This is a genomic window from Catenulispora acidiphila DSM 44928 (genome assembly GCF_000024025.1).
Taxonomy (GTDB): Bacteria; Actinomycetota; Actinomycetes; order Streptomycetales; family Catenulisporaceae; genus Catenulispora; species Catenulispora acidiphila.
In genome coordinates this window covers 5,408,918-5,421,341 of the sequence record NC_013131.1, presented here as the reverse complement: position 1 = coordinate 5,421,341, position 12,424 = coordinate 5,408,918, and the positions used below count along the sequence as shown (strand labels likewise).

The following is a 12,424-nucleotide window of genomic DNA, read 5'->3' as shown; positions in this document are numbered from 1 at the left end:
TCACGCGGCCTTGCGGCGGCGCTCCTTCTTGGCCAGGCGCGCGATGCGGGCGTCGGCGGCCTGCTTGTGGAGCTCGGCGAGACGGGCGTTGGCGGCGGCCAGTTCGTAGGTCGAGGCGAAGTTCATCGTTGACTCCTTGGATCCTTGTGATCGCGTCGGCTGTATGCCTTTAATTATAAGGGAGACGGCGCGTGGAGTCCAATCGATTGAAGGCAAAAATGGGTTGCGCACCTGCGAGTTATCGGTTTGGGGTGGCCGCGGTGCGACGTGCGGGGGAACGACGGTGAGAAACCGGGCAAAAGGTGGGGCTATTTCGCCTCAGCCAGCGCCTTCGCCTCTTCCTCTGCCGTGAAGCCGAACTTCAGCGGCGGCGTTCCGCGCTCCCGGTCCCAGGCCAGGACGTCGGCGACCGTCGTCTCGAACGGCGTCTGCGGCATCCCGGCCGCCACGGCGCGCGCCGGGTCCCGCTGCATGACGTTCCATTCGGCCGGGTCGCGGATCAGAGGGAAGAAGGTGCCCTGCGCGTCCTGCTCCGGCACCGGCACGATCTCCACCTCGGTGCCGGCGACGCGGGCGCAGATGTGGATCGTGTCGGCCAGGGTGATCGGCGTGCCCGGCCCGACGGCGTTGAAGGCACCGCCGCGGTCGTCCTCGATGAGGCGGACCATCAGGCGGGCGGCGTCGCGCGAGTCGATGAGCTGGACCGGCTGCTCGGGGCGCCCCGGCAGGGCAAGGCGGCCGCCGGCAGCGGCGCGGCGGACGTAGTAGGTGAGGCCGTTCTGCGGATCATGCGGGCCGGCGACCTTCCCCAGCCGCACGATGCTGGCACGCTCGCCGAACCGAGCCTGGATGTCGTCCTCGCACGCGACCTTCAGCGGACCATAGGTCTCCTCAAGGAGTTCCTCGGTATCGCGCACCGGCGCCCGGCGCGGAGTGTCCTCCGTCGAGCCGGCCGCGACCCCCCGGCGCGGATACACGGCATGGCTGGAGACGAAGACGTAGCGGCCGACGCGGTCGCCCAGGGCGTCCATGGCGTTGTTGACGTGCCGCGGCACATAGGCGGAGGAATCCACGACGGCGTCCCAAGCGCCGGTCGCCAAAGCGGCGTAGTCATCGCCGTCCCGATCACCGACCAGCCGCGCCACCTGCGGGAACAAGCCAGCGCCGGAGCGCCCGCGGCTGAAGATGGTCACATCATGGCCACGAGCGAGGGCATCCTCGACCACAGCCCGCCCCACGAACCCGGTACCGCCCAACATCAGAATGCGCATTCTGGCGAGCCTAGCGCCGGTGCCGCGGAACCCGATCAGATTTATGCGACGGTGTAAGCCGCTCAGGCATCCCGATACTCGTGATACCGCTCCCGCAGCCACGGCACCGGCTCCGCCTCGATCCGCTCCGCCTTGCCGGTGCCCCACGTCGGCGGCTCGGCTGCCCCGCTCAGCGCCCACGCCGCCTGGAGCGCCGCGCCGTCCGCGACGTACTGCCCGGCGCTCGGCACCAGTACCGGTCGCCCGAACACCGCCGGCGCCATTGTCCGCACCGCCTCCGACTGCGCCGCGCCGCCGACCAGCAGGATGCGCTCCACCGGGACGCCGATGGCGGTCAGTGCGTCGAGGCCGTCGGCCAGGCCGCAGAGCATGCCCTCGATGTACGCGCGTGCCAGGTGCGCGGGGGTTGAGTTCGTCAGGCGCAGGCCGTGCAGGGTGCCGGTGGCGTCGGGGCGGTTCGGCGTGCGCTCGCCTTCCAGGTAGGGGATCAGCGTCAGGCCGTCGGCGCCGGCTGGGGCGGACAGGGCCAGCCGTGACAGTTCGCCGAGGCTGACGCCGAGTAGTGCGGCTGCGGCGTCCAGGACGCGGGCCGCGTTCAGGGTGCAGACCAGCGGGAGGTGGCGGCCGGTGGCGTCGGCGAAGCCTGCGACGGCGCCGGTCGGATCGGCGGTGGGGGCGTCGGAGCAGGCGAAGACCGTGCCGGACGTGCCGATCGAGACCACCACGTCGCCCGGGCGCGCGCCCAGGCCCAGGGCCGCCGCCGCGTTGTCGCCGGCGCCCGCGCCGATCAGGAGCGGGTTCAGCTCCGCGGCGCCCAGGCGCATGCGCGGGGAGTCCGCCGGTGCGAAGCCGGCCGAGGGCTGCAGGATGCGCGCGTGTTCGGCCGGGCCGAGGACTGTCGGGAGCAGCGGCTGACGTCCGAACGCCAGCTGGAGCAGGTCCGGCCGGTAGGCGCCGGTCGCGGGGGAGTAGTAGCCGGTCCCGGAGGCGTCGCTGCGGTCTGTCGTCAGGGTGCTGATGTCGCGGCCGTCGGTCAGGCGCCAGGTCAGCCAGTCGTGCGGCAGGCAGACCGCTGCGGTGCTCTTGGCGCGCGCCGGTTCGTGCTCGGCGAGCCAGCGCAGTTTGGCGACGGTCAGCGAGGCGACCGGGACCGTGCCGACGGCGTCCGCCCAGGCCGCCTCGCCGGTCGGGACGTGATTTCCGGTCTCGCTGACTTCAGCGGCGAGCTCGGCGACCAGATCCGCCGCCGCCTGCGCCGAGCGCGTGTCGTTCCACAGCAGCGCCGGGCGCACCACGGCGCCCTCGTCGTCCAGGCAGACCATGCCGTGCTGCTGCCCGGCCACGGATATCGCGGCGACGTCCTCCAGCCCGCCGGCCTCGGCGACCGCCTGGCCGAGCGCCTCCCACCAGGCGGCGGGGTGCACTTCGGTGCCGTCGGGGTGCTGCGCCCTGCCCTGCCGTATCCGGTCGCCGGTGACGGCGTCGCGGATGACGACCTTGCACGACTGCGTCGAGGAATCGACACCGGCGACCAAGGCATTGCGGGTCATTTACAGGAACTCCCGGCGTGACACGGCGAATCATTCGACAGGTGAACTTAGCACCGGATGGCGCCCCGCTGCCGGGCCCGGAGGGCGGACCCGTCCCCGGACCAGGTATCAGTCCTCGATGATCATCGGATACTCTGATCCACGCGCGGCACGTCCACCGCGCCACTTGCCACCGGAAGGGTCGAAGATGACCGACGAGTCGATCAGCGAGGACGGCGGCGCGCTGTTGCCGGACTGGGAACCCCCGGAGATAGACCGCAGCAAGGCCCATCCCGCGCGGATCTACGACTACCTGCTCGGCGGCAAGGACAACTTCGACGTCGACCGCGAGGCCGCCGAGGTCGCCCTGGGCCTGATGCCCGAGCTGCGCGGCATGGCCCGGGTCAATCGCGCCTTCCTCGGCCGCGCCGTGCGCCACCTCGCCGAGGCCGGCATCACCCAGTTCCTCGACATCGGCACCGGCATTCCCGGACCGGGCAACACCGGCGAGATCGCCCGCCAGGTCCACCCCGACGCCCGCGTGGTCTACGTCGACTACGACCCGATCGTCTCCGCGCACTCCCGCGCCCTGCTCTCCGGCGCCGACCCGGCGCTGACCGCGATCGTGCAGGCCGACGTCCGCGAACCGAAGACCATCCTGGACAACGGCACCGTCCACGCGATCCTGGACTTCGACCGGCCGGTCGCGGTCCTGATGGTCGCGCTGCTGCACTTCGTCTCCGACGCCGAGGACGCCCACGCCATCGCCGCGACGTTCGTCGATGCCCTGGCGCCCGGCAGTGCCCTGGTCGTCTCGCACGCCTCCGAGGGCCACGAGCCCGGCAAGTTCGGCGCCGCCCGCTCGGGCTGGAACAACGCCACCTCCCAGCTGGTGCTGCGCGACCGCGAGGAGATCGAGCGGTTCTTCACCGGCACCGAGCTGCTCGAGCCCGGCGTCGTGATCATCCCCGGCTGGCGCCCGGACCACGACCTCACCGACGAGGAACGGTCGCTGGACTACGGACACGCGGCGGTCGGGATCAAGAGGTAGTCGGCCGCCGGCACGAAAGGCGAACACTTCTTCGCGAACGGGGGTTCGCACAGAGGCGTTCGCCTTTTATCGTGCCGTGCATGCCCGCCGAACGCACCGACCCCGAACGCACCGACCCCCTGGCGCCGCACCCCGAGCGCGACGCCGTCCTGGACACCGCCGCGCTGCGCGTCCTGGCGCACCCGATGCGGCTTAGCTTCCTGCACTACCTGCGCGACCACGGTCCCGCGACCGGCCGCCGCCTCGCCGCGCACTTCGGCCTCGACTCCGGCGCGGTCAGCTATCACCTGCGCAAACTCGCGACCGGCGGCCTGATCGAGGAGGACGTCGGGCGCGGCACGCGGCGCGACCGCTGGTGGCGCGTCACCCGCCAGGCGCTGTATCACGACCCTGCCACGCGCGAGGGCGACGACAGCCGCGCCTACCTGCACTCGACCCTCCTCGCCTACAGCGACGCCCTGCGCCGCTACACCGCCGACGTCCCGCACCTGAGCCAGGCATGGCTGAACGTCACCATGACCAGCGAACGCTCCCTGCGCCTGACGCCGGACCAGCTCACCGACCTCAAGCGGGACCTCGTCGCCGTCATCGACCGCTACCGCGACCTGCCGGAACAGCCGGACCTGCCCGACCTGCCCGAACAGCCCGCCGCGCAGCCGGTGTCCGTCCACATCCACGCCCTGCCGCCGCCGGAACGCTGATGAACGGCAGCGTCCTGCGCTGGGTCTGCGCATATACGTGCTCGGTCAGCGGCGACTCCGTCTACTTCGTCACCCTGTCGTGGGCCGCCTCGCGCTCGCTCGGGCCGGTGGCGGCAGGCGTCGTGCTCGCCGTGGGAGCGGTTCCGAGGGCGCTGCTGATGCTCGGCGGCGGGGTGGTCGCCGACCGGTTCGGGCCGTGGCGCGTGCTGATCGGCAGCGACCTGGTCCGGTGCGTCCTGGTGGTGGGCGCGGCGCTCGCGGTCGCTGACCGGGTCCAGCTGGGCGTGCTGGTGGCGCTCGCCGTCGGCTTCGGCACGGTCGACGCGCTGTTCATGCCGGCGGTCGGCGCGCTTCCGCCGGTGCTTGTCGCGCCGGATGAGCTGGCGCGCGTGCAGGGAATGCGGGTCCTGGGAGTGCGGGCCGCCAACCTCGCCGGTCCGGTGCTGGCAGGAGTGATGCTCGGCGTCGGCGGCGCGTCCGGGTCGTTCCTGGGAGCCGCCGCGCTGTTCGGCGCGTCGCTGGTGCTGCTCATGACGCTGCGAATACCGCGCACTGCTGTAGCGCCGGAAGCCGGACTCAGCTTATGGGAGCAGTTCGGCGAAGGGCTGCGCTACGTCCGGCAGCACACGGAACTGCGCCGCCTGGTGATCGTCATCGGGCTCAGCGAAATGTGCTTCAGCGGCCCGATCGCCGTCGCCGTGGTCCTGCTCGTCGCCGAGCGGCACTGGAGCAGCACGACCGCCGGCTGGATCCTCGGCGCGTTCAGCGTCGGCGGCGCTGCGGTCGCCGGGATCATGGCGACCACCTTTGCGCATCGTGCGAGCGACAGCGGCAGCGTCAGCGACACCGGCAGCGCAAGCCGAGCGCGCCTGACCCTGACCGCATCCCTGGCGCTCACCGCAGCGCTCCTGCTCGCGTGGACCACGCTCGGCCGAGCCGGCGCGATCGCGATCTCCGCCTGCCTCGGCGCCACGACCGGCGTGACCACCGTCGTGGCCAACGCACGCTTGCAAACGGCAGCCGCCCCGCAGTTCCTCGGCCGCGTCACTTCCGTGACGACCCTGTGCACGCTGGGTCTGAGCCCTCTGCTGTTCCCGCTCGTCGGCGTGGCCGCCGAGGCGTGGGGGACAGGAGCCTTCTTCGCTCTGTGCGCCGTGGTCTGCGCGGCGGCTGCCGTCGTGAGTTCCCGGTCTACGCCGTCTGGGCGACTGACAGCCGCTCGCGCGGATGCGCTCCCGACTCCAGCTCGTCCACGAACGCCACCGCGTAGTCCTCGGCGCTGATGCTGCTCGCGTCGGGCAGGATCTCGTCGCCCACGCCGAGCCGGAAGCTGCCGGTGCGCTCCCCGGGCCCGACCTCCGGGGCGGGGGAGATGTACGTCCAGGTCGGCAGCGTCGGGTCGGCGCGCAGGGCGTCCAGGACGTCGCCGTGCGCCAGCGCCTCGGGCTTGTACATGGCCGGGAAGTCCGGCAGGTCGACCAGGCGTGTGCCCGGGGCGACCAGCAGCGTGCCGGCGCCGCCGACGATCACCGTGCGGGGCGCGCCGCCGTCGCGGACGCCGGCCATGAAGTCCGCGTACAGCTGCGCGAACGGCGCGCGCGGGTCCGAGCCGTCGCGCGGCGGCACCAGCGCGGCGGCCACCACGTCGGCGTTCTTGACCAGCTCGGCGACCTGGGCCGGGTTGGCCGCGTCGCCCACCGCCGGGGAGACCTGGACGCCCTCCCCGTCCGGCTGCCCTCCGGACCGCGAGACCGCGGTGACGGTGTGGCCGCGCGCCGCGGCCTCCGCCGCGATCCGTGAGCCGACCATGCCGGTCGCGCCGAACAGCACGATTTCCATCGCACTCCTCCTTGAACATACGTTCCCCGAAATTACCCTGCCACCTTATTGGACCCCCTTGCTCGGGCTGCCACCGCGGGCGGCGGAGCGGTATCGGGGGCGCCATATCAGAGCACGACGACGATCGGATAACCTGACGCGGCACGGACCACCCGCCGCCACTCGGCTGCCACCGACCTGGGAGGGCCATACCGTATGACCGAGGAACTGGGACCGGGCACCGGTCCGCTGCTGCCGGACTGGCTGCCCCCGGAGATCGACCAGACCAAGGCGCATCCGGCGCGCATGTACGACTACATGCTCGGCGGCAAGAACCATTTCGAGGTGGACCGCGAGGCCGCCGAGGTGGTGATGCGGGCCACCCCGGCCGCGCGCGCCATGGTCACGGAGAACCGGGCCTTCCTCGGCCGTGCCGTCCGCCACCTCGCCGAGGCGGGCATCACACAGTTCCTCGACATCGGCACCGGGCTGCCCGGCGTGGGCAACACCGGCGAGGTGGCGCGCGCGGTCCAGCCCGAGGCCCGGGTCGCCTACGTCGACTACGACCCCATCGTCGCCGTCCACTCCCGCGCGCTGCTCTCCGGCGATGAGACCCGCACGGCGGTGGTGCTCGCCGACGTGCGCGAGCCGAAGAAGATCCTGGGCCACCCGCAGGTCCTGGAGCTGCTGGACTTCGACCAGCCGGTCGCGGTCCTGATGGTCGCGCTGCTGCACTTCGTCGGGCACGACGAGGACGCCGCCGGCATCGTCGCGGCCTTCCGCGACGCCCTGGCGCCCGGCAGCGCCCTCGTGATCTCCCACGGCACCGACGGCGGCCAGCCCGAGGTCTCCGCCGCCGCCCGCAAGGGCTGGGACAACGCGAAGTCCAACCTCGTGGTGCGCGAGCGCGCCGCGATCGAGGCGTTCTTCGGCGACTTCGACCTCATCGAGCCCGGCGTGGTGCAGCTGCCGCGATGGCGTCCGGACGGCCCGGTGCGCGAGGACTGGGAGACGATCTGGCTCGAGGGCGGACTCGCCTTCAAACGCTGAGCGTCCGGGGGCGTGTCACGCCCGGGCGGGCTGTCTCGTCCCGGGAACGTGAACATTTTCTTGTGGATCCTGCAAGCGGTGCTGGCCGCCTTCTTCGCGTTGTCCGGACTGGGCAAGGCGTTCCAGTCGAAGGAGAAGGTGCTGGTCAAGGCCCCGGTGCTGGAGAACTACGCACCGGGGACGATCCGCTTCATCGGCGCCGCGGAGCTGGCCGGGGCGATCGGGCTGGTGCTGCCCAGGGCGCTCGGCGTCGCGACCGTGCTGACGCCGTTGGCGGCGGTGGGGATCGCGGTGATGATGCTGCTCGGGGCGCTGGCGCACTTCAAGCGCGGCGAATGGCTGGGGGTCGGCGTGACTCTCGTGTTGTGCCTGCTGGCTGTGGTGGTGTGCGTTGGACGATAGTGGGGTCCGGTCGGGTGTCGAGAACGCCGAACCGGCTCCGTCCCAGGGGTGGACGCGGCCACGAGGGACCGCGCGAAACTGAGGGAGAACCGCCGTGCCGAGGATCCGCCGCATGGACCACGTGAGCATCAACGTCGAGGACCTGGACGCCGCGAAGCGGTTCTTCTTCGCGCTCGGTATGGAGTTCGCCGGCGAGGCGAAGGTCGGCGGCCCGATGGTCGGCCGGGTCATCGGGCTCCAGGATCCGATGTCGGACGTCGTGTTCGTGCGCACGCCCGACGGGCACAGCCAGATCGAGCTGGTCAAGCACCTCGCCGCTCCCGACCCGGAGGGTCCGGCCGCGCCGGCGTCGAACCGGCTGGGCCTGATCCACGTCGCCTTCCAGGTGGAGGATCTGCGCGATCTGCTCGCCGAGCTGCACGCCCTGGGCTACGACCCGCTCGGGACGGTCGAGAACTACGAGGACGTGTACCTCTTGTGCTTCCTGCGCGGCCCGGAGGGGATCATCGTCGAGCTGGCCGAGGACATCAGCGCGAAGCAGGCCGCCTGAGGCTGTATGAGGCTGCCTGCTCGCGCTGCCGTCCAGTCCCGCACACCCTGATCGCTGAGGAGAACCACCATGAAGTACCTGCTGCTGAAGCACTACCGCGGCGGCCCGACCCCGGCCGTCGAGTTCCCGCCGATGGACCAGTGGACGCCCGAAGAGGTCGACGCGCACGTGCGGTTCATGCGCGACTTCGCCTCCCGGCTGGAGGAGGCCGGGGAGTTCGTCGACATGCAGGCGCTGTCCGCCGAGGGCGCCTTCGTCCGGCACGGCGGCCAGGGGCGCCCGCCGGTGACCGACGGGCCGTTCGCCGAGACCAAGGACCTGATCGCCGGCTGGTACATCATCGACGTCGACTCCTGGGACCGCGCGGTCGAGATCGCCGGCGAGCTGTCCGCCGTCCCCGGTCCCGGCGGCGAGCCGCTGAACGAGTGGCTGGAGGTGCGTCCCTTCCTCGGCGCCGAGGCGCCGAAGACGACCGCGTGAACGAGTTCGACGAGTCCCGGCTCCGGGATCTGGTCCCGGCGGTGATCAGCGTTCTGGTCCGGCGCGGCGCGGACTTCGCCTCGGCCGAGGACGCCGTGCAGGAGGCGCTGATCAGAGCCCTGCAGCTCTGGCCGGAGGACCCGCCGCGCGACCCGAAGGGCTGGCTGGTCACCGCCGCGTGGCACAAGTTCGTCGACGCCGCCCGCGCCGAGGCCTCCCGGCAGCGGCGCGAGCTGGCCGTCGACGCCGAGCCGCCGGCAGGCTCGGCGCCGGCAGGCGACGACACCCTGCGCCTGTACTTCCTGTGCGCGCACCCGACGCTGTCCTCGGCGGCGGCCGTCGCCCTGACCCTGCGCGCGGTCGGCGGCCTGACCACGCGCCAGATCGCGCAGGCGTGCCTGGTCCCGGAGGCGACGATGGCGCAGCGCATCGTTCGCGCCAAGCGCCGCATCGAAGGGCTGCCGCTGGACCAGCACGGCGACCTGGCGACCGTGCTGCGCGTCCTGTACCTGGTCTTCAACGAGGGCTACGGCGGCGACATCGACCTGGCTGCCGAGGCGATCCGGCTGACCCGCCAACTCATCGCCCTGACCGACGACGACCCCGAAGTCGGCGGCCTGCTCGCCCTGATGCTGCTGCACCATGCGCGCCGTGCGTCCCGCACCACTCCCGGCGGCGGCCTGATCCCGCTGGCGGAGCAGGACCGCGCGCTGTGGGACACCGCGCTGATCGCCGAGGGCGTCGCGATCCTGCAGACCGCCCTGGCCCGCGACCGGCTCGGCGAGTACCAGGCGCAGGCGGCGATCGCAGCCCTGCACGCCGACGCGCCGAACGTCGAGGAGACCGACTGGGTGCAGATCGTGGAGTGGTACGACGAACTCACGGCCCTGACGGACAGCCCGGTGGTGCGGCTCAACCGCGCGGTGGCGGTCGGCGAGGCCGACGGGGCGCGCGCGGGGCTGGCGGCGCTCGCCGAGGTGGACGCCGACGTGCCGCGGCGCAGTGCGGTGGCGGCGTATCTGCATGAGCGCGCGGGGGATTCGGCGCTGGCTGCCGGGCTGTACGCGGAGGCTTCGCACGCTGCGACGAGCGTGCAGGAGCGGGACTATCTGGCGCGGGAGGCGGCTCGGGTGCGGCAGGCGGTGGGGTCTTAGCCGCGCGCCTTGTCGCGCCTTGTCAGCGAAGGAGTCAGCGGCGATCCGGCTGCCACCGGTTGGTGGTCACTCACTCATCGCGCCGCACCGTCAGCCCCATCTCATCGAGCGCGACATCCTCGCCCTCAGCGTTCTGCATCCGGACCCGCACCGGCGAGCCGGTCCGCGTGTCGACCACCTTCAGCGGTCCGTCGTCGTAGAACGCCTCGCGCAGGAGCAGGATCGCCGAGCGGGTGCCGATCGTGCTGATCGCCTTGTCGATGGAGCAGCGCTCGGGCTTCCAGCTCTCGCGGTCGGCCAGGAGGGGTTCGACCATCATCGAAGCGCTTTGAGCCACCGGTCAGCACTGAGCCACCGGTCAGCTTTGAGCTACCGGTCCAACTCCGCGAGCCAAGGGTGCTCCGGATACACCTGTCCGATGAGCTCGGCCAGCCTCGCGCGCTGCGCCGGGCTCAACTCGGGCGCCACTCCCTCGAAATCCCCTTGGTCCTTCGGCCGCACGTGCTTGGCCTTGAACAGCAGCACCAACTCAGGAGTCAGATAGGGGATGCCGTCCGGGGTGTGGCAGATGATTTCCTCGTAGGGGAGCCGGATTGTCCGGCGGTGGCGGCAGATCCAGGTCGTGCCGTCGTGCGGCTCGCGGAAGACGTCGAGGAGGTAATCGCCGGTCGCTGGGTCGCGCAGCCATGTCTGATGTGTGGCGGCCAGGACTTCGGGTGTCGCGATCTCCCACAGCCGGTTCTGCCCGACACCTCCGAACACCAGGGCGGGGAAACGGTCGCTGATTTCACCGAAGCGCGCGGCGGGGACACCGATCTCCAGGTCGCCGTGGCGCCGGGTCTGCCGTCCGCGGAACAGGTCCAGCGCCCAGCCGCCCGCGACGTACCAGGGCAGGTCGACGCCCTCCAGGCGGCGTGCGACCTCTGCCGGGGTCCAGGCACGGGCCCACTGGTCGTCGAGGGCTGCGATGTCGGCGGGGGACAGCGGGCGGGCCCCGGGGATCTCCAGGGCCCGCTCCTCGTCGTGGTCTTCGGGCATTACAGCAGTGCGGTCTCGCCGTGTGCGCACGACGGCAGGTAGTAGGTGCTGCCCGCGAACGTCGCCGTGTAGCCGGTCAGCAGGACGGCGACCGACTCCAGCAGTCCGGGCGCGGTGTTGCAGACGGCCTTGCCGTGCGAGTTGGTGGTCGCGGTGCACAGGACCCGGCCGTCGGAGGCGGTGAACGTGATCTTCTGTCCGGCCACCGGTACGCCGTCGCTGGTGAGCTTGGCGTTCAGGTTCGCCTCGCCGAGCGGCAGCAGGGAGAGCTGCGCGGTGCCGGCGGTCAGGGCCGTCGGCAGCGGCTTGATGACCGACACCGCCAGGTAGACCGGGTTCGTGCCGACGCCGATCGTCGCCGTCACGGCGTCCGAGGCCAGGTTCACCGCCGAGACGCTCGCCGCGCCGTATTCGGCGATGTACGCCGAGCCGCCGGTCGGCGCCACGGCCAGCGCGATGCCGTGCGGCGCCACGCCGACGCTGAACGTCGAGGACAGGGTCTCGGTCGCGGTGCTGATGACCGACACGGTACCGGAGCCGGCGTCGGTGACGTAGACCGTCGCGCCGTCCGGGCTCACCGCCGCGCTGTGCGGGTTGGCGCCGACCGCCACCGTCGCCGAGACCGTCTCGGTCGCGGTGTCGATCACCGAGACCTGGCCGCTGCCGTAGTCGGGGACGTAGACGTGCGAGCCGTCGGGGGAGACCGTGAGCCCGACCGGCGTCTGGCCGACCGGGACCGTGGTCACGACCGTGTCGGTGGCGGCGTCGATGACGGTGACCGAGGAGCCGCCGGTGTCGGCGGCGTAGACCCGGGAGCCGTCGGGCGAGACGGCCAGGCCCTCCGCTCCGGGACCGGCGGCGATGGTCGAGAGCACGGTGTCGGAGGCGGTGTCGATGACCGAGACCGTGCCGGCGATGTCGTCGCCGACGTAGAGCCGCGTGCCGTCCGGGGACAGCGCGGCCGACTGCGGCTGCCGGCCGACCGCGATGCTCGCCACGACCGCGGGACCGGAGGCGGCCTGGGTGTCGATGACCGAGACCGAGCTGGAGCCGGAGTCGGTCACGTAGACCCGGTGTCCGTCGGCCGAGGCGGCGATCCCGGTCGGGGCGCTGCCGACCGGCACGGTGGCGACCACGGTCTGGCTCGCGGTGTCGATGACCGAGACCGAGTTCGACGCCGCGTTCGCGACGTAGACGTAGGTCCCCGGCGGCAGCGGCGCCGCGGCGCCGGCCGCGTGCGCCGCGCCGGCGGCCAGCGTCGGCAGCGCGGCCGCGGTGAGCAGGCCGACCGCCAGGGCGGCGGTGGCGCGGCGCGGGCGAGCCGGGCGCGGCCGCGCGGGCTCGCAGGAGTGCGGGGTGGGCTGGGGGGTCACGCGGGCT

General features: G+C 72.2%; 15 protein-coding genes. 8 read left to right on the top strand and 7 right to left on the bottom strand.

Going from position 1 to position 12,424, the window contains the following annotated elements; translation table 11 throughout:
* From CACI_RS53575 to xylB, 3 genes are all read right to left on the bottom strand, one after another.
* Positions 1–126: a hypothetical protein gene (locus CACI_RS53575; protein ID WP_015793347.1), complete on the bottom strand. Its 126-nt coding sequence runs from the start codon at positions 124–126 to the stop codon at positions 1–3.
* Between the two features lie 182 nt (positions 127–308).
* Positions 309–1,271 carry an NAD-dependent epimerase/dehydratase family protein gene (locus CACI_RS23535; protein WP_015793346.1) on the bottom strand — a complete coding sequence of 321 codons (963 nt, stop codon included), beginning with the start codon at positions 1,269–1,271 and terminating at the stop codon, positions 309–311.
* Positions 1,272–1,333: 62 nt separating this feature from the next.
* The gene (xylB, locus tag CACI_RS23530; RefSeq protein WP_015793345.1) at positions 1,334–2,821 is read right to left on the bottom strand and encodes a xylulokinase; all 1,488 of its coding nucleotides are present in this window, start codon (positions 2,819–2,821) and stop codon (positions 1,334–1,336) included.
* A 187-nt stretch (positions 2,822–3,008) separates the two neighbouring features.
* Here xylB and CACI_RS23525 point away from each other — a divergent pair, with 187 nt between their 5' ends.
* The 3 genes from CACI_RS23525 (at position 3,009) to CACI_RS23515 (ending at position 5,835) form a co-directional block, all read left to right on the top strand.
* Complete coding sequence (locus tag CACI_RS23525; protein ID WP_015793344.1) at positions 3,009–3,851, top strand: SAM-dependent methyltransferase; 843 nt, start codon at positions 3,009–3,011, stop codon at positions 3,849–3,851.
* 80 nt (positions 3,852–3,931) lie between these two features.
* Positions 3,932–4,552, top strand: coding sequence for an ArsR/SmtB family transcription factor (locus tag CACI_RS23520; protein WP_015793343.1), 621 nt, complete (start codon positions 3,932–3,934; stop codon positions 4,550–4,552).
* A complete protein-coding gene (locus CACI_RS23515) occupies positions 4,552–5,835 on the top strand; it encodes an MFS transporter (RefSeq protein ID WP_015793342.1) in 1,284 nt (427 codons plus the stop codon). Before CACI_RS23520 ends, CACI_RS23515 begins: the two co-directional genes overlap by 1 nt.
* On the opposite strand, the gene CACI_RS23510 is transcribed toward CACI_RS23515, so the two are convergent.
* Entirely contained in the window at positions 5,744–6,391 is a 648-nt protein-coding gene (locus CACI_RS23510) for an NAD(P)-dependent oxidoreductase (protein WP_015793341.1), read from the bottom strand. The genes CACI_RS23515 and CACI_RS23510 overlap by 92 nt on opposite strands.
* A 195-nt stretch (positions 6,392–6,586) precedes the next feature.
* Here CACI_RS23510 and CACI_RS23505 point away from each other — a divergent pair, with 195 nt between their 5' ends.
* From CACI_RS23505 to CACI_RS23485, 5 genes are all read left to right on the top strand, one after another.
* Positions 6,587–7,420, top strand: coding sequence for an SAM-dependent methyltransferase (locus tag CACI_RS23505; RefSeq protein WP_015793340.1), 834 nt, complete (start codon positions 6,587–6,589; stop codon positions 7,418–7,420).
* A gap of 48 nt (positions 7,421–7,468) precedes the next feature.
* Positions 7,469–7,822, top strand: coding sequence for a DoxX family protein (locus CACI_RS23500; RefSeq protein ID WP_041540428.1), 354 nt, complete (start codon positions 7,469–7,471; stop codon positions 7,820–7,822).
* Between the two features lie 112 nt (positions 7,823–7,934).
* On the top strand, positions 7,935–8,372 hold the full coding sequence (locus CACI_RS23495) for a VOC family protein (RefSeq protein ID WP_015793338.1): 438 nt from the start codon (positions 7,935–7,937) through the stop codon (positions 8,370–8,372).
* A 69-nt stretch (positions 8,373–8,441) separates the two neighbouring features.
* The gene (locus CACI_RS23490) at positions 8,442–8,852 is read left to right on the top strand and encodes a YciI family protein (RefSeq protein WP_015793337.1); all 411 of its coding nucleotides are present in this window, start codon (positions 8,442–8,444) and stop codon (positions 8,850–8,852) included.
* Positions 8,849–10,006: an RNA polymerase sigma factor gene (locus CACI_RS23485; protein ID WP_015793336.1), complete on the top strand. Its 1,158-nt coding sequence runs from the start codon at positions 8,849–8,851 to the stop codon at positions 10,004–10,006. The genes CACI_RS23490 and CACI_RS23485 overlap by 4 nt, the downstream gene beginning before the upstream one ends.
* A 70-nt stretch (positions 10,007–10,076) precedes the next feature.
* Here CACI_RS23485 and CACI_RS23480 read toward each other — a convergent pair whose 3' ends face one another.
* From CACI_RS23480 to CACI_RS23470, 3 genes are read right to left on the bottom strand one after another with little or no spacing between them, the layout of a single operon-like run.
* Positions 10,077–10,325 (bottom strand): hypothetical protein, encoded by a 249-nt coding sequence (locus CACI_RS23480; protein ID WP_015793335.1) that lies wholly within the window; start codon positions 10,323–10,325, stop codon positions 10,077–10,079.
* A gap of 50 nt (positions 10,326–10,375) precedes the next feature.
* Entirely contained in the window at positions 10,376–11,044 is a 669-nt protein-coding gene (locus CACI_RS23475; RefSeq protein WP_015793334.1) for a nucleotidyltransferase domain-containing protein, read from the bottom strand.
* Positions 11,044–12,417, bottom strand: coding sequence for a YVTN family beta-propeller repeat protein (locus CACI_RS23470; RefSeq protein WP_015793333.1), 1,374 nt, complete (start codon positions 12,415–12,417; stop codon positions 11,044–11,046). The genes CACI_RS23475 and CACI_RS23470 overlap by 1 nt, the downstream gene beginning before the upstream one ends.
* Positions 12,418–12,424 lie beyond the last annotated feature (7 nt).